The sequence below is a fragment of the Psychrobacillus sp. FSL H8-0510 genome (assembly GCF_038008345.1).
In the GTDB taxonomy this organism is placed as follows: Bacteria; Bacillota; Bacilli; order Bacillales_A; family Planococcaceae; genus Psychrobacillus; species Psychrobacillus psychrotolerans.
This window is the reverse complement of record NZ_JBBOYZ010000001.1, coordinates 2421641-2444828: the sequence shown is the minus strand read 5'-3', so window position 1 is coordinate 2444828 and position 23188 is coordinate 2421641. Positions and strand designations below refer to the sequence as shown.

The 23188-nt window shown below is 36.6% G+C and carries 21 protein-coding genes and 1 other annotated feature; of the genes, 13 read left to right on the top strand and 8 right to left on the bottom strand.

Translation table 11 applies throughout. From position 1 onward, the window contains the following. The first annotated feature begins 152 nt into the window (after nt 1-152). Nucleotides 153-1118, top strand: a complete 966-nt coding sequence (gene argF, locus MHI40_RS12370; protein ID WP_093536928.1) for an ornithine carbamoyltransferase — start codon at nt 153-155, stop codon at nt 1116-1118. A gap of 294 nt (nt 1119-1412) precedes the next feature. Here argF and MHI40_RS12365 read toward each other — a convergent pair whose 3' ends face one another. The 3 genes from MHI40_RS12365 to sspI all read right to left on the bottom strand — a co-directional run bounded on the left by MHI40_RS12365 (nt 1413) and on the right by sspI (nt 4262). Further along, on the bottom strand, nt 1413-2405 hold the full coding sequence (locus MHI40_RS12365; protein WP_340762891.1) for a bile acid:sodium symporter family protein: 993 nt from the start codon (nt 2403-2405) through the stop codon (nt 1413-1415). 9 nt (nt 2406-2414) lie between these two features. Beyond that, on the bottom strand, nt 2415-3800 hold the full coding sequence (locus MHI40_RS12360; protein WP_340762890.1) for an FAD-binding oxidoreductase: 1386 nt from the start codon (nt 3798-3800) through the stop codon (nt 2415-2417). Between the two features lie 252 nt (nt 3801-4052). Further along, nucleotides 4053-4262, bottom strand: a complete 210-nt coding sequence (sspI, locus tag MHI40_RS12355) for a small acid-soluble spore protein SspI (RefSeq protein WP_093536931.1) — start codon at nt 4260-4262, stop codon at nt 4053-4055. Nucleotides 4263-4352: 90 nt separating this feature from the next. Between sspI and MHI40_RS12350 the strand changes: the two genes are divergently transcribed. The 4 genes from MHI40_RS12350 to MHI40_RS12335 all read left to right on the top strand — a co-directional run bounded on the left by MHI40_RS12350 (nt 4353) and on the right by MHI40_RS12335 (nt 10532). Beyond that, the gene (locus tag MHI40_RS12350) at nt 4353-5117 is read left to right on the top strand and encodes a TrmH family RNA methyltransferase (protein ID WP_340762889.1); all 765 of its coding nucleotides are present in this window, start codon (nt 4353-4355) and stop codon (nt 5115-5117) included. Nucleotides 5118-5169: 52 nt separating this feature from the next. After that, nucleotides 5170-5403: a binding site (T-box leader), on the top strand. A gap of 121 nt (nt 5404-5524) precedes the next feature. Beyond that, nucleotides 5525-6562 carry a phenylalanine--tRNA ligase subunit alpha gene (pheS, locus tag MHI40_RS12345; protein WP_093536933.1) on the top strand — a complete coding sequence of 346 codons (1038 nt, stop codon included), beginning with the start codon at nt 5525-5527 and terminating at the stop codon, nt 6560-6562. A gap of 13 nt (nt 6563-6575) precedes the next feature. Beyond that, nucleotides 6576-8987 (top strand): phenylalanine--tRNA ligase subunit beta, encoded by a 2412-nt coding sequence (pheT, locus tag MHI40_RS12340; protein ID WP_340762888.1) that lies wholly within the window; start codon nt 6576-6578, stop codon nt 8985-8987. A gap of 129 nt (nt 8988-9116) precedes the next feature. Next, a complete protein-coding gene (locus tag MHI40_RS12335) occupies nt 9117-10532 on the top strand; it encodes a sodium:solute symporter family protein (protein WP_340762887.1) in 1416 nt (471 codons plus the stop codon). A gap of 49 nt (nt 10533-10581) precedes the next feature. Here MHI40_RS12335 and MHI40_RS12330 read toward each other — a convergent pair whose 3' ends face one another. Together MHI40_RS12330 and MHI40_RS12325 are read right to left on the bottom strand one after the other, a co-directional pair. Then, the gene (locus tag MHI40_RS12330; RefSeq protein WP_093536936.1) at nt 10582-10776 is read right to left on the bottom strand and encodes a hypothetical protein; all 195 of its coding nucleotides are present in this window, start codon (nt 10774-10776) and stop codon (nt 10582-10584) included. 101 nt (nt 10777-10877) lie between these two features. Then, nucleotides 10878-12023 carry an MFS transporter gene (locus tag MHI40_RS12325; protein WP_340762885.1) on the bottom strand — a complete coding sequence of 382 codons (1146 nt, stop codon included), beginning with the start codon at nt 12021-12023 and terminating at the stop codon, nt 10878-10880. 209 nt (nt 12024-12232) lie between these two features. Between MHI40_RS12325 and MHI40_RS12320 the strand changes: the two genes are divergently transcribed. Both MHI40_RS12320 and MHI40_RS12315 read left to right on the top strand, forming a co-directional pair. Then, a complete protein-coding gene (locus MHI40_RS12320) occupies nt 12233-12772 on the top strand; it encodes a DUF402 domain-containing protein (RefSeq protein WP_340762884.1) in 540 nt (179 codons plus the stop codon). A gap of 15 nt (nt 12773-12787) precedes the next feature. Beyond that, nucleotides 12788-13318: a GrpB family protein gene (locus MHI40_RS12315; RefSeq protein ID WP_340762883.1), complete on the top strand. Its 531-nt coding sequence runs from the start codon at nt 12788-12790 to the stop codon at nt 13316-13318. A 68-nt stretch (nt 13319-13386) separates the two neighbouring features. Here MHI40_RS12315 and MHI40_RS12310 read toward each other — a convergent pair whose 3' ends face one another. From MHI40_RS12310 to rnhC, 3 genes are all read right to left on the bottom strand, one after another. Continuing rightward, nucleotides 13387-13878: a hypothetical protein gene (locus MHI40_RS12310; protein ID WP_340762882.1), complete on the bottom strand. Its 492-nt coding sequence runs from the start codon at nt 13876-13878 to the stop codon at nt 13387-13389. A gap of 118 nt (nt 13879-13996) precedes the next feature. After that, the gene (locus MHI40_RS12305) at nt 13997-14500 is read right to left on the bottom strand and encodes a GNAT family N-acetyltransferase (RefSeq protein ID WP_340762881.1); all 504 of its coding nucleotides are present in this window, start codon (nt 14498-14500) and stop codon (nt 13997-13999) included. Between the two features lie 17 nt (nt 14501-14517). Next, entirely contained in the window at nt 14518-15447 is a 930-nt protein-coding gene (rnhC, locus tag MHI40_RS12300; RefSeq protein WP_340762880.1) for a ribonuclease HIII, read from the bottom strand. Nucleotides 15448-15525: 78 nt separating this feature from the next. Here rnhC and zapA point away from each other — a divergent pair, with 78 nt between their 5' ends. From zapA to MHI40_RS12270, 6 genes are all read left to right on the top strand, one after another. Further along, nucleotides 15526-15786, top strand: a complete 261-nt coding sequence (zapA, locus tag MHI40_RS12295; protein WP_093536943.1) for a cell division protein ZapA — start codon at nt 15526-15528, stop codon at nt 15784-15786. Nucleotides 15787-15790: 4 nt separating this feature from the next. Continuing rightward, nucleotides 15791-16333, top strand: coding sequence for a CvpA family protein (locus tag MHI40_RS12290; RefSeq protein WP_340762879.1), 543 nt, complete (start codon nt 15791-15793; stop codon nt 16331-16333). Between the two features lie 71 nt (nt 16334-16404). After that, complete coding sequence (gene polX, locus MHI40_RS12285; protein ID WP_093536945.1) at nt 16405-18108, top strand: DNA polymerase/3'-5' exonuclease PolX; 1704 nt, start codon at nt 16405-16407, stop codon at nt 18106-18108. Between the two features lie 16 nt (nt 18109-18124). After that, on the top strand, nt 18125-20488 hold the full coding sequence (locus MHI40_RS12280; protein WP_340762877.1) for an endonuclease MutS2: 2364 nt from the start codon (nt 18125-18127) through the stop codon (nt 20486-20488). 68 nt (nt 20489-20556) lie between these two features. Further along, nucleotides 20557-20970 (top strand): DUF350 domain-containing protein, encoded by a 414-nt coding sequence (locus MHI40_RS12275; protein WP_340762876.1) that lies wholly within the window; start codon nt 20557-20559, stop codon nt 20968-20970. Between the two features lie 419 nt (nt 20971-21389). Continuing rightward, the gene (locus tag MHI40_RS12270; RefSeq protein WP_340762875.1) at nt 21390-23084 is read left to right on the top strand and encodes a long-chain-fatty-acid--CoA ligase; all 1695 of its coding nucleotides are present in this window, start codon (nt 21390-21392) and stop codon (nt 23082-23084) included. Nucleotides 23085-23188: the final 104 nt, after the last annotated feature.

The following is a 23188-nucleotide window of genomic DNA, read 5'->3' as shown; positions in this document are numbered from 1 at the left end:
TGAAGTAAAACCATGAAGTGGGAAGCATAAAGAGGCGAAAAGAATAGGAAGGAATTTAAATTTTATTAATGTATATAAATGCACTTGACTTTATATTTATTCAGACATATAATAAAAATTACATAAATATACGGAAAAAGGAGTTTTTATAAATGAAGTTACTTGAGTGGGTGAATTTAAAAGTAGTGGATAGTTTAAAGGGGAAAGACCTATTAACACTTTTAGATTACTCTAAGGAGGAAATAACGGACCTAATCCAGTTAGCAGTTGACTTGAAGATGTTGACGAAGGCTGGTAAATGTCCTCCTTTATTGGAAGGTAAAACTTTAGGGATGATTTTTGAGAAACATTCAACCCGTACAAGAATCTCCTTTGAAGTAGGCATGAAGCAGCTAGGTGGTAATGGTATGTTCATGAATGCACGTGATTTACAGATTGGGCGTGGCGAATCTGTATATGATACAGGGCACGTATTATCTGGTTATTTAGATGGAATCATGATCCGTGCAAATTCACATGCGATGGTTAAAGAACTTGCCGAGCATGCTAGTATTCCTGTAATTAATGGATTAACAGATATTTTTCACCCGTGCCAGGCACTTGCAGATATCTTAACGATTCATGAAGTGAAAGGATATACCGCTGGCTTGAAGCTTGCATATATAGGGGATGGAAACAATGTCGCACATTCACTAGTGATAGCAGCTGCCAATATGGGAATGCATATTGCGGTAGCAACACCAGTTGGCTATGAAGCTAATGAGCAAATACTAGAAAAAGCTAAGGCAATTGCTTTAGAAAATGGTGGGTCGCTGTTCGTATCGAATGATCCAATTGAAGCAGCAGTTAATGCGGATGTCGTATATACAGATGTCTGGACTTCGATGGGTCAAGAAGATGAAACGGTAAAAAGACTGGCTGATTTTAAAGACTTCCAGATTAATGATGCATTAGTGTCAAATGCAAAAGACGATTATATGTTTTTGCATTGCTTACCTGCTCATCGTGAGGAAGAGGTTGCGAGCTCTGTAATTGATGGTCCTAATTCTTATATTTTCCAACAAGCAGAAAATCGCTTGCATGCACAAAAAGCAGTACTTGCATCGGTTATGGCTTAAAAAGGTTTCACCAAATGGAGAAGGCAGGGTTTGTCTATTCATTTGTAAGTATAAATATTTCCGTGATGCTGCTTATCAAGATGGATAGCTTCATCACTACATAGGAAGAGTGATTCGGGAGACGCTGAATCACTCTTTATTACATAAAAAATGTCTTAGTTGTCGATTATGTCGACGATTAAGACAATTTTTTTATGCTTCATTTCACTATCGAGTTAGCTTTTTTAGGCAATACAAGTCGGCCAGTCCAATAAAAAAGTAGAGTGGCCTGCACTCTACTCAAAATAATGAAGTTTATTCAAATTGGGCTTTTGTTGTTGTGCTGTCACTAGAATTTACAGTGTTCTCTTTTGCTTCTTCCTTCACAGGACGTTTAGACCAGTAAGTGGCTAAGATCGGTCCAGAAATATTATGCCATACAGCACCTAATGCACTTGGTAATGCTGCAAGTGGTCCTAGATGAGCGGTTGCAAGTGCTACTCCTAATCCAGAGTTTTGCATGCCTACCTCAATAGAAATTGCTCGTCGATCTAACTCCGATAATCCCATGATTTTTGCGGCATAATATCCTAGCAGTAAGCCTGCTCCATTATGCAAGAACACTCCTAAAAATACTAGTAACCCAGCAGAAGCAATATTATCTACATTTCCTGCAACAACAGCAGAAACAATCGTGATAATTGCTAATACTGAAATTAAGGGTACTACGTTTATACTCTTCTCTACAACAGTAGGGAACAACTTCTTCACTAATAATCCAAGGATGATTGGAACAATAATTACTTGTATTATGGACCTAAACATATCAACTGCATTTACTGGCATCCACTGTCCTGCAAATAAAAGCAATAATGCTGGTGTTAGTAAAGGAGCTAGCAGTGTAGAGAAGGATGTCATCGTTATAGAAAGTGGAACATTACCTTTAGCCAAATAAACCATTACATTAGATGCAGTCCCTCCGGGTACAGAACCAAGTAATACTAGTCCGGCTGCTAATTCACTAGGCAAATTCAACAAATATGCAATGCCAAAAGCGGTAATTGGCATTATTAGAAACTGTGCAACTACGCCGAATATTACTGGTTTAGGGTGTGTTGCGATTAACTTGAAATCGACAGCCTTTAAAGTCAAACCCATCCCAAACATAACAATACCTAGTAAAATCGTAATATACTTTCCAAATGGTAAAAATGTTTCCGGTATTAAAAATGCTACAACTGCAACAATAATTACGAGAAAAGCAAAATACTTACCTGCAAAATTACTAATGGACTCTAACAATTTCATGTTATACACCTAACTTTCTATATTTACGATTTTTTTTGGATTTAATATATTGTTTGGATCGAGAGCTATTTTAATTTTTTCCATCACCTGTAAGGCTGCTCCGTGCTCTAAAGCTTGGTATTTTTGTTTGCCAATACCAACCCCGTGTTCTCCTGTACAAGTGCCGTTACGCTCCAAAGCATAATGAACAATTTTTTCATTGAAAGATTCTGCCTTCGCAACTTCCAATGCATCAGTCATGTCAATCATCAGAATCGCGTGGAAATTTCCATCTCCGACATGCCCAGTAAGTCCGCCTATGAGTCCAATCGAGCTTAATTCATTACGTGCATATACGACTGCATCAGCTAGTTCCGAAATAGGAACACATACATCGGTAACCATCATCTTTTTGCCGACATTTCCGTGAATATAAGCATAGGCTAGGTTATGTCTAGCATCCCAAAGCTTTGTCCGTGCTGTATTATCGGTTTCGAATTGAATATCCACGCAGCCATGGTCTTCCATTATTTCTTTTGTAAACTCGACATCTTGTTTTAGTCCTGCTTCATTTCCGTCAAATTCTAAAAATAAGGTTGGGCTTTCTACATAATTCGTTTCGCTAAAACGATTTACTTGGCGAACCGATTCTTCGTCGACTAATTCTACGCGTGCTATTGGAATTCCAGTCTGTAAAATAGAAGTGACGGCTTCTACCGCGCTTTGAACAGAAGGGAATACTGCTCGAGCTGCAGTAGTAAATTCAGGTATACCATATACTCTTAGTGTTAACTCAGTAAAACAACCTAGTGTCCCTTCCGAGCCAACAAATAGTCCGTTTAAGTGGAACCCAGATGCTGATTTTGCCGCTAAACTTCCCGTGTGTATAACAGTTCCATCTGCAAGGACAACTTCTAAATCACGAACTTGATCACGCATGACACCATATTTAACAGTTGTAGTCCCACTTGCATTAGTAGCAGCCATTCCACCGAGTGTTGCATCTGCTCCAGGGTCTACGGAGAAGAACAGTCCATACTTTTTTAGTTCTTTGTTTAATTGTGAACGTGTCACCCCAGGTTGTACCTTTACTAGTAAATCATTTTCTCGCACCTCCAATATTTTATCCATTAAAGAGAAGTCAATTGTAATTCCGTTATCATACGGAATTATATGACCTTCTAAACTGGAACCACGTCCAAAAGGGACGACGGGAATCTGATAATGATTGGCTAGTTTCATAATTTCACTAACCTCATTCGTGTTTTTCGGAAATACAACTATGTCAGGAAGACATATCTCATGATACGACTCATCTTTGCTATGTAATTCTCTTACGGTTAGATTGATTGAAACCTGGTCTTCTTTTAAAACTTTTTTTAGTTCAGGTAAAATATTTTCAATAGATGTACTCACTTTATTCGCCTCTTTAATAGAATGATATATTTATTAGAATATTTAGAAGGATTCCAATAAAATGATTATAATCATTAATAATGAAAAGGTAAACTAAGGAAATTGTATTATATGGATATAAAAGTAAATTAATATATTGCATATTGGCTTTAAAAACTAGTGTAATAGTGTTGTAAGCGTTTTATTTAATTTTAAAAATATTTTGACTAAACAAAAATTCCGCGAAGATTTTTTATCTCCACGGAATTTCATTCATTTTGCAAATGCAGTTGCCAATTCGTTTAATACAGATTGTTTGTTAGATTCGTCTGTCATGTTCCACCATTTCTCAAAAAATACACCAAGTCCAGGTAGTAAATGTTCTTCGCCTTTTTGGATAGCATCTTCTACTACACCGCGAATGTCTGATGCAGTGTGACCTTTCATATTAGCAGTTATCGCTTCTCTAATTTGAAAATCCATTTTCATCACTCCTCGCAATTATCTTCCCCAAACTCTCGCCAGTTATACATGATTTTGTTACACTTATATAAAAAAGGCGGTTACATATAGATGAAACGAATTGAATCACCCCAAAATACGCTAGTAAAGCATTGGAAAAAATTATTAAGCGTACGCAAAGAGCGAGATAAAAGTGGCGAATTTCTAATAGAAGGTTATCACCTAATTGAAGAAGCGATAAAACAAAAAGAAAATGTGTTAACAATCATGATCAGTGATAATAGTGAAATTCCTAACAGTTGGGATGTAGACAATTTAGAAATTGTCGAAATAAATGATGTGATTAAGAAAGAACTTGCGGAAACAGAGCATACACAAGGTATATTTGCACATTGTAAACAACAAACTGTGAAGGAAGAAGAGCATGATAACTGGAGTCGTCTATTGTTAATAGATGCTGTGCAGGATCCAGGGAACATCGGTACAATGATTCGGACTGCAGATGCTGCTGGGATTGATGCTGTTATTCTTGGAAAAGGATCTGCAGATGCCTACAATTCAAAAACGTTACGGTCAGCACAAGGATCACATTTTCATGTGCCAATTATTAAAGGAAATCTTCCTGACTGGGTTGAGAAGTTGAAAGAACGAAAAGTAACCGTATTTGGCACAGCTTTTGAAAATTCTACTCCTTATCATGAAGTGAAAAAAGTGGATGCGTTTGCGTTAATCGTTGGAAATGAAGGTAGTGGTATGAACAAAGAGCTTCTCGAGCAAACCGATCAAAATATTATCGTTCCTCTATTGGGACAAGCAGAATCACTAAACGTTGCAGTAGCTACTGGAATTCTGTTATATGGCCTTACTTTAAAATAAATCAGACTTGAACAAAAATACTAAAGTCCGTATAATAGATGTAATATGATATATAAAAGCTGTCATCGGGAAAAGTATATATGCCAATTCGACATAAGGGATTTTACACCTTGACTGAAAGTGTAACTAGAGAATGCATATAGAAGTTCACCCCGTTAGCTGCCACCGGGACCAGCAATTGCTGTAAAGGTGTGCCGGTGTAGAGCCGTTAGTCGAATTGAGTGATTGCACACTGTTTTTGTGCAATAATCAGGGTGGTACCGCGAAATTAGTCCTCGTCCCTTTTATAGGGGCGGGGATTTTTTATTTTGTACATATTTTGAGAAGGGATACTTCTTAGCGAGATAAGGTGCAAAATTTGTTGTCCAATCAGACAAGGCGAATTTGATTAAGGAGAGATCAATAACATGGAAGCACAACTTCAACAGTTAAAAGAAGAAGTACTACAAAAAATTGAAGCTTCAGCGAGCGTCAAAGAACTAAATGACGTGCGTGTTGCCTACTTAGGGAAAAAAGGACCGATTACGGACCTTCTAAAAGGAATGGGTAAACTTCCAGCAGAAGAGCGTCCAAAAATGGGGGCACTAGTAAATGTAGTACGTGAAGAAGTAACTACTGTATTAGAAGCTCGTATGACTTTACTACAAGAACAAGCCATTAATGAACAGCTAGAAAAAGAATCTATTGATGTAACATTACCAGGTCGCCCTATTAAGACTGGAAATCATCATCCACTTACTCGTGTAGTAGAAGAGATTGAAGATTTATTTATCAGCATGGGGTATGAAATTGCGGAAGGTCCAGAAGTAGAGAAAGACTATTATAATTTCGAAGCGTTGAACCTACCAAAAGGTCATCCAGCTCGTGATATGCAGGATTCTTTCTATATTTCAGAGGATATTCTTTTACGTACACATACTTCTCCAGTTCAAGCAAGAACGATGGAAGCAAAAGAAGGGCAACCGATCAAAATTATATGCCCTGGTAAAGTGTATCGTCGTGATAATGATGATGCAACGCACTCACATCAATTCACACAAATTGAAGGGCTTGTAATCGGTGAAAATATTCGAATGAGCGACCTGAAAGGTACTCTTTCTATATTTGCGAAGAAAATGTTCGGGGACGATCGTGAAATTCGTCTGCGCCCAAGCTTTTTCCCATTCACAGAGCCTTCGGTTGAAATGGATATTTCCTGTTTTAAATGTGGCGGCGATGGTTGTAACGTTTGTAAGAAAACAGGGTGGATTGAAATTTTAGGTGCAGGTATGGTTCATCCAAACGTCTTAGAGATGGCTGGATATGATTCTAAAAAACTTTCTGGATTTGCATTTGGTATGGGTCCAGAACGTATTGCAATGTTGAAATATGGAGTGGAAGATATTCGTCATTTCTATACGAATGATGTGCGTTTCTTATCGCAATTCCACCGAACAGAAGTGTAAGGAGGAATTTGACATGTTAGTTTCGACGAAATGGTTATCAGAATATGTAAATACACAAGGGTTAGATCCAAAAGATTTAGGAGAGAAAATCACACGTGCAGGTATTGAAGTGGATGCTGTGATTGATCGTTCTCATGGAATGACAAATGTTGTCGTTGGGTATGTAAAAGAAAAAGTGAAACATCCGGAAGCGGATAAGCTGAATATTTGTCAGGTAGATGTTGGCGAAGAGACTACTCAAATTATCTGTGGAGCACCTAATGTAGAAGCAGGACAAAAAGTAATCGTTGCTCGTCCAGGAGCAGTACTTCCAGGCGGCATGAAGATTAAAAAAGCCAAGCTTCGCGGAGAAGAATCAAACGGTATGATTTGTTCGCTTCAAGAATTAGGGATTGAAGGACGCCTTGTTTCTAAAGCGTATGCGGATGGAATTTATGTTCTTCCGGAAACAGCAGTTCCAGGGGAAAGTGTACTCCCATTACTAGGCTTAGATGATGTAGTTTTAGAACTTGGGTTAACGCCTAACCGTTCGGACGCATTAAGTATGCTCGGAGTTGCTTATGAAGTTGGTGCAATTTTATCTGAGGATATGCAGTATCCTGAAGCATCTTATTCGGAAAGCAATGAAAAAGCCTCTGATTATTTGAACTTAAAAGTAGAGGCAATGGAAGAAAATCCAATGTATATTGCAAAAGTTGTGAAGAATATTCAAGTGAAAGAATCACCACTTTGGTTACAACATCGTTTAATGGCTGCAGGTGTTCGTCCACATAATAATGTAGTAGATATTACGAACTATGTATTGATGGAATACGGTCAGCCTCTACATGCATTTGACTATGATCGTCTAGAAACGAAAGAAATTGTTGTTCGTCTTGCAAGTGAAGGGGAAAAAATTGTTACCCTTGATGATCAAGAACGTACATTAAAATCGAATCATTTAGTTATTACAAACGGTAAAGAGCCAATTGCCATTGCCGGTGTAATGGGTGGGGCTAATTCGGAAGTTCATAATGGTACGACAACGGTAGTTATCGAGGCAGCATACTTTGCTAGCGGATCAGTTCGTCAAACTTCAAAAGATCACAACCTACGCAGTGATGCGAGTGCGCGTTTTGAAAAAGGTGTCGATCCTAACCGTGTAATTCTTGCGGCAGAACGTGCAGCAAGTCTTCTTGCAGAGTTAGCAGGAGGAGAAGTGTTAGCTGGTTCAGTAATGGTTGATGAGCTAGACAAAACTCCAGCTGAAGTGGTTGTATCTCCGGACTTCATCAATAACCGTTTAGGGATGAAAATATCCTTAGAGGATATGACATCAATTTTAACTAGATTGAAATTTGACTACCAAGCAGCGAATGGTCTTTTGTACATTAAAGCGCCAACTCGTCGTCAAGATATTAAAATTGAAGAAGATATAATAGAAGAAATTGCTCGTATGTATGGCTATGATGAAATCCCAATGACTTTACCAGTTGAGGAATCTAAACCAGGCGGATTATCATCTTACCAAGCAAAACGTCGTCAAGTACGTGCATATCTAGAAGGTGCAGGTCTTTACCAGGCGATTACGTATTCATTAACTTCTAAAGAAATGTCTCAAAAATTTGCTTTAGAAACTGCTCCTGTAACCGAGTTATTAATGCCAATGAGTGAAGATCGTAGTATCCTTCGTCAAAGCTTGATACCACATTTACTAGAGGCAGTAACATATAATACAGCGCGCCAAGCAGATACAGTTGCGCTTTATGAAGTAGGATCTGTTTTCTTAGGCGAAACAGAATCAGGTTTACCTCATGAGCAAGAGCATCTAGCAGCAGTAATTTCTGGTAAATGGTTAGATCATAGCTGGCAGGGTGAGAAAAAAGCAGTTGATTTCTTTGTGTTAAAAGGAATTGTAGAAGGATTAATGGAACTTCTTGGTCTTTCAAAAGAAGTTGTATTTGAACGTACTGAAGTAGACGGGTTACATCCTGGACGTACTGCTTCTATCAAATTAGCTGGAGAGGAATTTGGGTTAATCGCTCAATTACATCCATCAGAGCAAAAAACTCGTGATTTAAAAGAAACCTATGTATTGGAATTGAACTTAGCCAAAGTGTTAAACAAAGAAGTTGAAGCATTGTATTATGCACCAGTTTCTAAATTCCCGTCCATTTCACGTGATATTGCATTAGTCGTAGATAGTGAAAAAGCTACTGGAGAACTGCAAGCAATTATCCATTTATCTGGTGGTAGATTACTTAAAAATGTACATCTATTCGATTTATATGAAGGAGAAAAAATGGAACCAGGCAAGAAGTCGGTTGCATTCTCCCTAACATATTTCGATCCAGAGCGTACACTTACAGATGAAGAAGTAGTAAATGCTCATAACAAAGTATTAAAAGCACTTGCTGAAAAAGCAGGAGCAGAGTTAAGAGGATAATGAATACATTTAGAGCAGTGCCAAATGGTGCTGCTCTTTTTTTATGCATTTTTTATCAATTAAAAATAATTCAGAATAGTGTTTGAATTGTGCGGTGCATAGGGAATAGAAAAAAAGGGGAGGGGTTTTATGGGATTAGGTTTTTGGACATGGACGATAACCATTATATTATCTTTGTTCTTTATTGGTATGTCGTTTTTCTTTAAAAAGAAGGCGGACGCAAGTTTTGCTCATTATGCGATAGCTGGAGGGACACTGCCTTTTTTCTTATTATTATTTACTGATATTGCTACTATTATGGGCGTTGGAAATTTTGTTGGTCATTCATCTAAGGGATATGAGATTGGGATAGCTAATATACCTTTTGTTATTGGTGAGCAAGGAGCCAAAATCATATTTGCTCTCGTATTTGCGGGATTTGCTGCAAAATTTACATACAAAACATTAGCAGAAATGATGAATGATTTAATCGTACGCGATCGTATCACTCGAAGTCTAGTTGCCATTTTGACTTCATCTATTATGATTGCTTGGGTCAGTGGCCAGGCTATGGGTATGGGTGCCTTGTTCTCGACTTTTACAGGGGCTGATCCTATTCTAATGATATTAGTATTCTCGGCAGTGTTTATCATTTACACAGCTGTAGGTGGTATGTATTCAGTGGTATGGACAGACCTTATTCAAGGAGCAATTCTTATCGCAATAGCAGTGTGGTTTTACTTTCAAGTATTTAATCGAATTGATTTTAGCTATTCAACTCTTAAATCGGGTTTAGCAGATGTTGGATCGGGTGAACTAATTCAAATGAATTTATCTGTAATGGAAGTGTTAACGCTGTTTGTGACAGGAACGTTGGGTGTCTTAGCTGCACAAGTGTATTGGCAGCGTTGCTTTGCTTCTAAAAGTTCTAAGTCAGCAAGTCGTGCCATGCTTATCAGTGGGGTTGTTGCAATTATCTTTACGATTCTAGCAACTATTAGTGGGTTGATAGTTAAGATTCAAAATCCCACGCTCGATGCCAAAAATGCTATATCGTGGTTGATATTAGAAGAAATGACGCAATTTGCAGCGTTGGCTTTCTTTATCATGATTTTCATGGCTGCCATTTCTAGCGCTTCATCTCTTCTGCATTCTGCTGCTGTTGTAATCATCAATGATTTGGTTATTCCAAATATGAAAGAAAAAGAAGATGCATTTTATCTTAAGTTAACAAGAGTTAGTGTGGTTGTGTTTGGTATGTTCACGATAGTTACTGCTATTTGGGCAGATTCTATTATTGACTTATTTTCTCTTGCATATTCGATGGCCGGTGGTGGAGTTGTTCCGGTATTAATAGTAGGGTTAATATGGAAGAATAAGAAAACCTCCGCCTTTGAGATGGGAACAAGAAATAGTCGTGTTTCTGTTTGGGGAGCACGTACTGGTATTTTGGCTGGAGCAGTTGTTTCGTTAACAATAGGAATATTATGGGGTGTCCTTGCATCAGTTATTATGACAATAGTTTTCTCGAAATTTTTACCTTCGAAAGAAACAATGATTAGTTAGGTGGAAAAAACCTCCATCCAAATGAAAAACCCTGCTTTCGCAGGGCTTATCATTTGGATGGAGGTAGATTATGACTAATCCACCAATCCACATGATCTAAATTGAAAACGATCATATTTGCCATTGGTTTTAAATGAGGAATCTCTCTTTTTATAATTAGTATGTCGATTTCCTCTTCAGTAAGTGGATATCCTACGGTATCTAAATATAAAGATAGCTTTTTAACTCCATAGGCTCTTCTCAATTAATCACCTCCCACCAAAATCTCTTTCCATAAAGAAAGTTTAGTAAAAGGTACTAATTTCAACTCTATATATGTTTAATACCCATTTTCACATAAAATAATCATCCGTTTATTTTATGTTTCCGTATAGTCAGTAGTATTCCAAATAAGACTCCGATGAAGGACATTGCTGAAATGATAAAGTAAAAAGTCTGCCCCCCAAATTCTTTATAGAGGAAACCACCTGCATATGACGCAATAATACTAGATAAGCCAAAGAATAATAATGCTAAAACAGTTTGTCCAGTAGCTCGCCATTCCTTAGGCATAATATTATATAAATATTGAATAGCGGCGGTGTAGAAAATAGGGAATGTTAACATTTGTAATACTTGTAAGACAGTTAGAGTAACAGGGTTTGTGACATAGCCTGATATAAAAAAACGTAAGAAGTAAAAGAAAGTAGCAATCGTAATAATCTCCAACTCTTTACCTTTTCGAAGCCACCAAAAGCTGAGTGCAAAAATAATGATTTCACTACCACCTGCTAAGAAAAAAGCAATCCCTACTAAGGATGTGTCTCCTCCCAGTGCTTTGATATGTATTCCTAGAAATGTATCGTTCATACGTGCAGGGACAGAGCTTATGAATACTAATGCTAAGAATAGAAGCATCTCTTTGTTACGTAATACTTGTTTCAATCCTTTTATCGTCACAGGTTTTGGGGAAGCTTGCACATCCGGCATAAACCATACTATTCCAAATGAGAGAAGCCCCAAGAGAACAAATAAAATAGATAGACTACTCACTCCAAAATAATCCATTGTAAACCCAGCAATTAAAGACAAAATGGCATAGCCAAGTGCACCATATGTACGGATAGATCCATAGCTAATACGGGCCATCTCTGAAACAGTAAAATTTAAACTCTCCGTTAATGGATCGAGTGGCATAAGGAAAAAATAAACTAACAACGCGAAAATGATTAGTAACACAAAGTTATCGAAGTTAAATAAAAAATAACCCGAAATAGCAGTCAATCCAACAAGTAGTAACATCACTTTGCGAATTGTTTTTGTTTTATCGCTGATGAACCCCCACAACGGTTGGGCTATTAAAGTTACAAAACCCCCAGTACCTACGATAATCCCTATTTCACTTGTAGATAATCCTTGTTCCCCTAAATACACAGGCAAGAACGGTATAAAAACCGCAAGCAAACCAAAAAACAAAAAATTATATCCCTTTAATAAAACATGTACCTTCAAGAAGAATTCTCCTTTTCTAAAAACAAATAAAATATGATTTCAATTATTAACTTAATTATTGTAACTGATTTAAATGGTAAATAACCGTTTTTAATAGAATAAACAATGGAATTTAAATTAACCAATAAGTTAGAATACTAAATCTGCTATAATTTCTATTAAAAGAGAAGTTAAGTACTTAATTTGTCTGAATTGATAAGGGGGTAGGCATGTTAAAAAGAAGATATGGGGATCGTTCAGATTGGCAGCGGATTAAGAAGAGAGAGTATGCGCAATCTTATGTGGATAAAGAAGAATTCACTGGATATATAACACTTCTTAACATGGTTCAGGTGGTGGAGCCCTTATGGGTAAAGTATGGTGAAAAAAGTGTGTGCATTGTAGATGATGGATTTATGTGGTTACAACACTTTCCTAAAGGAAAACATTATTCTGTAACTACTATGTTTGATGCTAATGGGAAAGTGATTCAGTGGTATATCGATATTTGCAACGAAATAGGAATAGAGAATAATATTCCATGGTGGGATGACTTGTTTTTAGATATTATCGTATTTCCTACGGGAGAGATTATTCAACAGGATGCAGATGAACTGGAAGAGGCATTAATAAACGGTTGGGTTGATCAAAGCATGTACAACTTGGCATGGCATCAAGCAAATGAAATTACTACTAGTGTTGTAAGAAATAATTTTCGCTTACTTAATTATTCCTCAGTTCACAAGGAACTATTAACGAAACTTCTTTAAAAGGGAGAGATTTAAATGCGTAAAGTGGAGGTAGTGGCATATTCAGAGGATTGGAAGAAAAAGTTTGATGAGGAAGCAATTCTTCTTCAACATATTTTCGGCTTGGAGATTCAAATTATCCATCATATTGGAAGCACGTCTGTAGAAAGATTGAGTTCAAAACCAATTATCGATATGATGCCTATAGTCCGAGATATAAGAAAAATTGACGCTTATAACAGCGCAATGATTGCGATTGGTTATGAACCTAAGGGTGAAAATGGACTTCCTGGTCGTAGATACTTCCAAAAAGGTGGAGATAATCGAACGCATCATGTCCATATGTATGAATTGGGTAATCCTGAAATTGAAAGACATCTTGCGTTTCGGGACTTTTTAAGAGTACATTCTATTGATGCAAGGCAGTACGGAGATTTAAAAGAAGCACTAGCAGAGCAATTTCCATATGACATTGACGCTTATATTAATGGGAAAGATAAATTAGCCAAAGAGATTGAAAAACAAGCACTCCACTGGTATAAAAGTATTCCTAAAGTGTCTTTGTGAAAAGGAAATGCACGAAATGTAATTGACATTTCGTGCGAAAAATTTGGAATCATATTTCCCTTAGGAAGTTAACACCAAACGATAATTTCATATGGTGTGGTCTGGGCAGGTATACTTCTTGTAGTGGGACCATAAATAACAATTAAATTTCGATTCGCAGGACTTTTCGTAAAAGGCTGACCATTAGTCAATAATATTGGAGTATATGGTGTTACATTTAGTCTTAACTGCCCATCACTGCTTTCCAATTGGCTATTAAAGAAGTCCACTTTAACATTTCGATTTGTATTTTCTTCTACTATAATAAGTGCCTGGTACTGTGGTGGGTAAATCAGAGGGACAGGGGCATCTCCATCATAGTATCCAGTTACCCTATCGCCCACTGCTACCACTGCATGGTCTACAAAATAAGTAGTGGGGGACACCACGAAATTTACTGAATTTCCGTTGCCATTATCAACCGACATTAATGTATAACAACCTTCGCCTTCACCATTAGCCCCTATCATAAAATCACTAATTCTGGTAACGGTACCCTGAAAAGCTTGAAAATTGACCATACTCAAACCTCCATCGCTATTTAAACACGCACTTATACATGTTATGCATTTGAATGGTTTTGTGTTATCTAAATTTATTATTTAGAATTACCCAAATTTACTTTGTATAAATTGTAGATTACATTAAATATTCATAATAAGGCTCTTCTTGTTTTGTATCCTCAAACCACTTCATACTCACATAGGTGAACCCGATTTTTTCTAAAATCTTTAATGAACCTATGTTTTGTGGATCTGCTGATGCAGTGATTATTCTAATATTTCCTTTGTTTTTAGCTAGCTTAAGACAAGCCGCAGCTGCTTCAGATGCAAAACCTTTTCCCCAAGATTTCTTACTAAAATGATAAATTAACTCTATTACTCCCGTAGAATCAGTTGGATTAAAACCAGCTGCTCCTATTACTAGATCCGATTCTTTTTCTATTACTGCATAAACGGATAGACCTCTATCTTCATGTAATTTACGATATCCCGCTATAACTTTGGGAAGTAATTCATGTGCAGAAGGCCCATCACATAGTGACATGACTTCTTCGTCCCCCCAAAATTGCTGAGCGGCTTCCACATGTGATTGTTCAAATACACATAAAAATAATCGCTCTGTTTCACCAATAACTTTCATGTTGTACAACTCCCAAGCTAAAATCGTTTCTTGTTCACAATATTAATCGCTTTCCCAGTATTGGCAAAATGCCACTTTGTAATAGACTTGAGAAACTCTTCTCCATGCTTCAAATAAATTTTCGCTGCTATTTCATCAACCTTAGCACTTGCTCCTTTAGGTATCGTCGTACCCGCTATTTCGGTCAGACGATCCATTTCCTTCAAGAAAGCATATCTCGCTATGATTGATGCTGCTGCAACAGATACGTGAAGTTGCTCTGCTTTTGTAGAAAACAAAACATTTTCTCGGACGATTTCTTTCTCCGTTTTAATATGATTATAGTAAATACCGCGCTCCGCAAACTGATCGATTAATATATATGCTGGTTTTTCTGAGTCCATTTTTTTCAGTACATGCTTTAATGCTTGGTTATGCATAAGTGCTTTTATCTTACCTTGAGACGACCCACGAGACTGTATGTCATTGTATTTTTCGTTTTTCAATACGAGGATACTATGTGTTAAAGTCGCCATTAAGTCAGGTGCCATTTTACGCATTATGTCATCTGTAAGCATTTTGGAATCCTTCACTCCTAAAGCTTTAACTAGCTCGACTTGTTCTGAACTGACAAAACATGCTGCAACTGTAATGGGACCAAAATAATCTCCAGTACCAGTTTCATCTGAACCTAGAACCGATAAGGTTGCAAAGTTAGGAGGTAAAAGATCTCCCTTCGCACTAGTTGTTGTAGTTTTAGTCGAACTTGTACCCCAAAGGGAAGCTTCGCGCGTAGAACCGTTTCCTTGAAACATCACCTTGCCAGATTTATAAATAGTAATGGCTGTATCTGCAAGCTTTGCTGCAAAAATAACCCCAGGAGCAGACCTCTCTACCTTAAATTTCATATAATGCGATTTAACTTTTTCGATTTCGTTTGGTTTCAATAATAAGACTGTATTTGACATTCGTTCGTTCCTTTCTTCACATAGCAATCTATTTCGTGTTATTATTAGTATTAGGATTTTCTGAGGAGGGTTATGGCTTTGTCAGAACAAGAAAAAACACGAATTTCGGTTGATATATATGGACAGAATTATAAAATGGTAGGTTCTGAATCGTCGGGCCATATGAGACTAGTAGCATCAATGGTTGATGATAAAATGAGAGAAATAAATTCACATAACAGTCAACTAGATATTGCAAAACTTGCTGTACTCACAGCTGTGAATGCTGTAAATGATTACATAAAAGTAAAAGAACAATTAGAACTCTTAGAAGAAGAATTGAAAAGATTAAAGGACTGAAAACATGTTAGATATAATTATATTAATATTACTTGTCGGTGGTTTAATCACTGGCGCAAAACGAGGGTTAATCGTTCAACTAATCCACATGACTGGCTTTATCATTGCATTAGTAGTGGCTTATTCTTATTATAAACCACTTGCAGATAAATTTGTTTTATGGATTCCGTTTCCTGCTGTAACGGCTGGTGCTAAATTGACAATCGCCGTGGAGAGTTTAGATTTAGCACAAACTTTTTATCGGATTATTGCTTTTGCACTCATTTTTATCGTGGTGAAGTTCGCCTTGCAAATGATTGCATCTATGTTTGATTTTTTGAAGTATTTACCGGTTTTAGGGTTTATAAGCAATATGGTGGGTGCAGTTTTAGGACTTATTGAATTTTATTTTATTATGTTTGTCTTATTGTATGTACTTGCTCTTTTACCAATCGATATGATTCAAAATTTAATATCAGGTTCAGTTTTAACTGGATGGATGTTAGAACACACGCCTATCCTATCGGAGATGGTTAAAAATTGGTGGTATATTTATATTGAAAAGTAACTTCTCTCAATAGAGGGAAGTTTTTTTGAAGTTAGCTATATTGGTTAATTGAGAAGAAAGAGGTGTTTTCGTTGGATAAGAAGACGATTATTAAAACATTAGAAAGAATAGCTTTATATATGGAATTGCAAGGTGAAAATCCTTTTAAAGTATCTGCCTTTCGAAAGGCTGCACAGGTGTTGGAATTAGATGACCGAAGCCTTTCTGAAATGGATAATATCTCCTCCTTAAAAGGGATTGGAGCAGCAACAGGAGCTGTAATAGAGGATTTAATCACTAAAGGAGAATCTTCTTTGCTTGTAGAATTACAACAAACAGTTCCTAGTGGATTACTTCCGATGCTTAAAATACCTGGACTTGGTGGTAAAAAAATTGCCAAGCTATACAAGGAATTACATATCGATTCCATTGATGCGTTAAAGCTTGCATGTGAAGAAGGTAAAGTCCAAAGTCTTCCTGGATTTGCGAAGAAGACAGAAGAAAAAATATTACTAGAAATAGTGAACCTTCAGTCTAAACCAGAAAGAACTGCTGTATGGCAAATTGAACCTATCGTAGATCTTATCGAACACAAATTGGCTTCTATAGCTTTAATTGATAAGTTTTCTGTTGCCGGGTCTTATAGAAGAGTTAAAGAAGCCAGTAAGGACATTGACTTTATCATCGCTACAAGTTCTCCTCAAGAAGTTAGAGAAGAATTGTTAAAAATACTTCCTGTACAGAAAATAATTGCAGCTGGAGATACTAAAGTTTCTGTCACGCTAGATGTAGAAGTCGAAATAGATGTCGATTTCCGACTAGTGGAACTAAAACAATTTGCTTCTGCATTAAATCATTTCACTGGCTCAAAGGACCATAATATAAAAATGCGTCAAATTGCTAAAGACCAAGGAAAGAAAATTAGTGAATATGGTGTGGAATTAGCGGATGGAAGTGTAGAGCATTTTGAATCGGAAGAAGACTTTTATGCTTACTTTGATTTGCCTTTCATACCTCCAACAGTTCGAGAAGATGGATCGGAATTTTCCAAATTAGATCAGCTGCCTTCATTAGTGAAGTTAAATGATATAAAAGGCGATTTTCATATGCATAGCACTTGGTCAGACGGGGCTCATTCTATAGAAGAAATGGTGGAAGCTTGCCGAGTAAAAGGCTACTCACATATGGTGATTACTGATCACTCTAATTATCTCAAAGTTGCTAACGGACTTTCGAAGGAAAGATTATTAAACCAAATAGATATTATTCACTCTCTAAACGAAAAGTACACTGATATTGAAATATTTACGGGGACCGAAATGGACATACTACCAGATGGTTCACTAGATTTTGAAGATGATGTGCTTTCACAACTAGATTTTGTTATAGCTTCTATCCATTCAAGTTTTAGCCAGCCGCAAGAAAAGATTATGGAAAGACTCTTAAATGCGTTGAAAAACCCATATGTACACATGATTGCACATCCAACGGGAAGAATAATCGAACAAAGAGATGGTTATAATCCAGATGTTCCTACTCTGATAAAATGGGCTAAGGAAAACGGTAAGATTTTAGAGTTAAATGCTAGTCCTTATCGTCTCGATTTGAATACGGAATACTTAAAGTTAGCCCAAGAAAAAGGCGTACCAATAGCGATAAACACAGATGCACATCATATCGATCAGCTAAAATATATGGATATTGGTGTACGTTATGCACAAAAAGCTTGGTTGCACAAAGAAAATATAGTGAACACTTGGTCGTTGGAGAAGTTTAAAGAATATATACAGAAATAATTAGGAGGTGACTCAGTTGATAGCTGAAAGAGCATTAAGGACATTAGAGTATTTTAAAATTAGAGATGAAGTTTCCAATTATTGTACTTCATCTATTGGGAGAAGCCATATAGATAATCTAATTCCTTCCGTTGAGTTTACAGTAGTGAAAAAGTTGTTAGAGGAAATGGATGAAGGAATGACAATACTTCGGTTACGTGGCAATGTTCCAATGGGTGGGATGACAGATATTCGACCTCATGCTAAACGTGCCCAAATTGGGGGTATGCTTAGTCCAACAGAACTAATGGAGATCGCAAGTACTATTAGAGCTAGTAAAATCTTACGTCAATTTTTAGAAAATGTAGCGGAATCCGAAGATGTGAAGATCCCCCACTTTATAGAGAAAAAAGAGGCTATTCCGATTTTAACAGCCCTTGAACATGAGATTAATGATTGTATTGATGAAAACGGCGCAGTGTTAGATAGCGCAAGTAGTACTTTGCGTTCTATTCGCCAACAATTACGCATTCAAGTAAGTCGTGTGCGTGAAAAGCTAGAAAGTTATACTAGAGGGGCAAATGCTGCGAAAATGTTATCAGATTCGATTATTACTATCCGAAATGATCGATATGTGATTCCTGTAAAATCCGAGTATCGTAGTCATTACGGTGGAATTATCCATGACCAATCCTCTTCTGGACAAACATTGTTTGTGGAACCTTCAGCAGTAGTGCAAATAAATAATGATATCAGAAGTTTAAGAGTGAAAGAACAGGAAGAGATTAATCGTATCCTTATCAAATTGACAGCTGAAGTAGAAATAGTTGGTCATGATATTTTTGTATTAGTAAGTGTACTAGGAGAAATTGATGTTATTTTAGCTAAAGCAAAATATGGTCAAGCCCAAAAATGTACGATGCCAATCATTAATAATGAGGGATATATTCGTTTAGTAAAGGCTAGACACCCACTTATTCCACTGGAAACAGCGGTGCCAAATACGATTGAATTCGGCAAAGACATTACCACTATTGTCATCACTGGGCCGAATACTGGTGGTAAAACAGTTACACTGAAAACAGTTGGACTTTGTACATTAATGGCGCAAAGTGGACTTCCTATTCCTGCATTGGATGGCTCAGAAGTGGCATTATTTGAATCGGTCTTTGCAGATATCGGAGATGAGCAATCTATTGAACAAAGTTTAAGTACTTTTTCTTCTCATATGGTTAATATTGTGGATATTTTAAAAAAGTATGACGATAAATCATTAATCATATTTGATGAACTTGGAGCAGGAACCGATCCTCAAGAAGGTGCTGCGCTTGCTATTTCTATATTGGATGCAGTACATGGGACCGGAGCTCGAGTAATGGCTACAACACATTATCCTGAACTAAAGGCTTATGGATACAATAGACCTGGCGTTGCCAATGCAAGCGTTGAGTTCGATATTGAAACGTTAAGTCCAACTTATAAACTGTTAATAGGAGTGCCTGGTAGAAGTAATGCTTTTGAAATTTCCGAGCGACTTGGGTTACCAGCATATATTATTAACCAAGCACAAACTTTTACAGGGACAGATCGTGGTGAAGTGAACTCTATGATTGCATCTCTGGAGAACAGTCGTCGACAAGCAGAAAAAGATGCAGAAGAAACGGAAGCTCACTTAGCAGAAGCACGTAAAGTTAAAGCGGATGTTGAACTGAGATTAGCAGAACTAGAACAGAGCAAAGAGAAACTAGAACAAAAAGCAAAAGATAAAGCGAAGAAAATCGTAGATGAAGCTAGACGAGAAGCAGAAGATATCATAAGTGAACTGCGGAAAATGCAGTCCAATACACATAACTTCGTTAAAGAGCATGAACTAATCGATGCTAAAAAGCGTTTAGATGCTGCTTTACCAGATAATCCAGTATTGAAGAAGCAAAAGAAATTAAACGAAATGGCAAAAGAGTTGAAATCTGGAGATGAAGTGAAAGTATTGAGCTTCGGACAAAAAGGGACTCTACTTGAGAAATTGTCTAAGACAGAGTGGTCTGTTCAGATTGGTATGCTAAAAATGAAATTAGACGAATCTGACCTTGAGTTTGTAAAACCTGAAAAACAAAAGCAAACTGTCTCAGTGAATTCAATCCGTGGAAGAGACACTAATGTAAAATTAGAGTTAGATCTTCGAGGAGAACGCTATGAGGATGCCATCATGCGTACAGAAAAATATTTAGACGATGCACTTCTTTCAAACTACCCAAGAATCTCTATTATTCATGGAAAAGGCACAGGTGTGTTAAGACAAGCAATACAACAGTTTTTGAAAAACCATTCTCGCGTGAAAAGTTATCGTTTCGGTGAAGCTGGTGAAGGTGGGCATGGTGTAACGGTTGTTGAACTAAAATAAAGTAGAAAAAATGAAACTTTTTTGCGGGCTCTCCGTATAGAAGGAAAAGTGTAAAAGGGGTTTTAAACATGCTTCTATCCAGTTTTTGGTCAAACCCACTCGTAGAGTCTGCAGGTTATTTTAGTGTGGTAATTTTATGCTTACTCGTTTCGATGGTTATTTTTGAAATAGTCACGAAGTATAAAAATTGGGAAGAAATAAGAAAAGGTAATGTAGCAGTTGCACTTGCTACTGGTGGGAAAATTTTTGGTGTATGTAATATATTTAGGTATTCCATTGAACAACATAACTCATTATTCGAAATGGTTGGTTGGGGTTTATTTGGTTTTACACTATTAATAATTGCTTACTTATTGTTTGAATTTTTAACGCCAACCTTTAATGTTGATAAGGAAATCGAAAACGATAATCGTTCAATTGGATTTATTTCACTAGTTATTTCTGTTGGGCTATCATTTGTTATTGGTGCAAGTATTTCTTAGGAGCGGTTGAAATGGAAAAATTGTCGAAAATTTTATTGGCTGTTGGCTTACTTTTTGTCTTAGTAGGTATAATATATGTCGTAACAAATTAATATAATAACTTAATAACGTATTTAAAGACTGTGATGTAACACTTTTCATCTTATTGATAAAGAAGTGAACTTTGCAGTCTTTTTATATTTTATGTTAAGCGTGAGAAAGAAATATCTGGTTTAAACGAGAAAAAGACGGTCAAAAGTGCGTTTAGGTAAGGTATTTATATTGTAGTAAGGAAGGATTAGTTTTTTAAAAAGCAGATAAAACTATTAGACTAGAAAACTTTGAAAACTCTTTTCAATAAAGAATTGAATTGTCATTCATTTTTCTCTATAATTAAAAATAGGAATATTCACGCTATTAAAAACAAAGGGGGCATTAATATGACTGAAAAGCCGTGGTTAGCACAATATCCACCAGAAATTCCACATACGCTTGACTATGAACACATTCCTGTTCAAGAATATCTGACGAGAGCGTATAAGAAATTTCCGACAAAAATTGCGATACATTTCATGGGGAGAGATTTATCGTACAAAGAGCTATATGAGTCTTCTTTAAAATTTGCTAACTATTTACAATCCATTGGTATTCAAAAAGGAGATAGAGTAGCAATTATGCTACCGAACTGTCCACAAGGGGTAATCGGATATTACGGAGCACTATATGCGGGGGCAATAGTTGTTCAAACAAATCCTCTTTATACGGAAAGAGAAATAGCTTATCAAATGAAGGACTCTGGTGCAAAAGTTATTTTAGCTATGGATATATTATATCCACGGGTTACAAAAGTTTTAAAAGATACGAGCCTAGAGAATATTATTGTTACTGGTATTAAAGATTACCTACCATTTCCTAAAAATCTTGTTTATCCTTTTATCCAGAAGAAACAATATGGGTTTAGTGTAAAGGTAGAGCATCGAGGCATCAATCATCTATTCACTGAAATTATGAAAGTTGGAAAAGCTGAACCAATTAGTATGTCTTTTGATTTTGACGAGGATATAGCACTTTTACAATATACTGGTGGTACCACAGGGTTTCCAAAAGGAGTTATGCTTACGCATAAAAACTTAGTAACAAATACTACTATGTGTACGGCGTGGAATTACAAGGCAATAGAAGGCGAAGAAAGTATATTAGGAGTTCTTCCATTCTTCCATGTATATGGAATGACTACTGTATTAATCTTTTCTGTTATGCTAGGTAATAGAATGGTATTGTTACCTAAATTTGATGTAGAAACTGCACTAAAAACAATTGATAAGCAAAAACCAACGATATTCCCAGGAGCTCCAACGATTTATATTGGATTATTGAATCATCCAGAAATACAAAAATATGATTTATCTTCAATTGTAGCTTGTTTAAGTGGCTCTGCTCCTTTACCATTAGAGGTACAAGAAAAGTTTGAAAAAGTTACTGGTGGTAGATTGGTAGAGGGATATGGCTTAACAGAAACCTCTCCAGTGACACATGCGAACCTAATTTATGCAGAAGATCGTATTAAAGGCTCAGTAGGAATTCCTTGGCCAGATACAGAAGCAGCGATTTTCGCAGTCGATTCAACAACACCATTACCATTTGGGGAAATTGGAGAAATAGCAGTTAAAGGGCCTCAAGTGATGAAGGGATACTGGAATCGTCCAGAAGATACTGCAATGACTCTGCGTGATGGTTGGTTCTTAACTGGTGATTTGGGGTATATGGATGAAAGCGGTTACTTTTATGTAGTTGATCGCAAGAAAGATTTAATCATTGCGGGTGGTTATAATATCTATCCGAGGGATGTTGAAGAAGTTCTATATGAACATTCTGCAATTCAAGAATGTGTTGTTGCTGGAGTGCCAGATCCATATAGAGGGGAAACGGTAAAAGCATTTATCGTACTTAAAGAGGGAGCTTCTGTGACAGAAGAAGAGTTAAATACTTTTTGTCGTGAAAACTTGGCAGCGTTTAAAGTACCAAGAATTTACGAGTTCAGAGCGGAACTTCCGAAAACTGCAGTAGGTAAGATTTTGAGAAGAACTTTAATAGAAGAAGAGAAAGCGAAACAAAAAGTAACGGTACAAAGTTAATTGATTATTGACAATCGACAAAATTGAATATAATATAAAAATATGAATGAATCATCATTCATATTTTTATTTTATTTAAATAAAGGTTTAAACTATCTAAATAA

Bases quoted from the DNA above. Each gene is read 5' to 3' on its own strand.
- sspI (WP_093536931.1), bottom strand. From the start codon at position 4,262: ATGGATTTTCAAATTAGAGAAGCGATAACTGCTAATATGAAAGGTCAC.
- MHI40_RS12290 (WP_340762879.1), top strand. From the start codon at position 15,791: ATGTTAGATATAATTATATTAATATTACTTGTCGGTGGTTTAATCACT.
- MHI40_RS12305 (WP_340762881.1), bottom strand. From the start codon at position 14,500: ATGAAAGTTATTGGTGAAACAGAGCGATTATTTTTATGTGTATTTGAA.
- MHI40_RS12365 (WP_340762891.1), bottom strand. From the start codon at position 2,405: ATGAAATTGTTAGAGTCCATTAGTAATTTTGCAGGTAAGTATTTTGCT.
- MHI40_RS12275 (WP_340762876.1), top strand. From the start codon at position 20,557: ATGCTTCTATCCAGTTTTTGGTCAAACCCACTCGTAGAGTCTGCAGGT.
- pheS (WP_093536933.1), top strand. From the start codon at position 5,525: ATGGAAGCACAACTTCAACAGTTAAAAGAAGAAGTACTACAAAAAATT.
- rnhC (WP_340762880.1), bottom strand. From the start codon at position 15,447: ATGTCAAATACAGTCTTATTATTGAAACCAAACGAAATCGAAAAAGTT.
- MHI40_RS12270 (WP_340762875.1), top strand. From the start codon at position 21,390: ATGACTGAAAAGCCGTGGTTAGCACAATATCCACCAGAAATTCCACAT.
- MHI40_RS12310 (WP_340762882.1), bottom strand. From the start codon at position 13,878: ATGGTCAATTTTCAAGCTTTTCAGGGTACCGTTACCAGAATTAGTGAT.
- MHI40_RS12320 (WP_340762884.1), top strand. From the start codon at position 12,233: ATGTTAAAAAGAAGATATGGGGATCGTTCAGATTGGCAGCGGATTAAG.
- MHI40_RS12315 (WP_340762883.1), top strand. From the start codon at position 12,788: ATGCGTAAAGTGGAGGTAGTGGCATATTCAGAGGATTGGAAGAAAAAG.
- MHI40_RS12335 (WP_340762887.1), top strand. From the start codon at position 9,117: ATGGGATTAGGTTTTTGGACATGGACGATAACCATTATATTATCTTTG.
- MHI40_RS12350 (WP_340762889.1), top strand. From the start codon at position 4,353: ATGAAACGAATTGAATCACCCCAAAATACGCTAGTAAAGCATTGGAAA.
- argF (WP_093536928.1), top strand. From the start codon at position 153: ATGAAGTTACTTGAGTGGGTGAATTTAAAAGTAGTGGATAGTTTAAAG.
- pheT (WP_340762888.1), top strand. From the start codon at position 6,576: ATGTTAGTTTCGACGAAATGGTTATCAGAATATGTAAATACACAAGGG.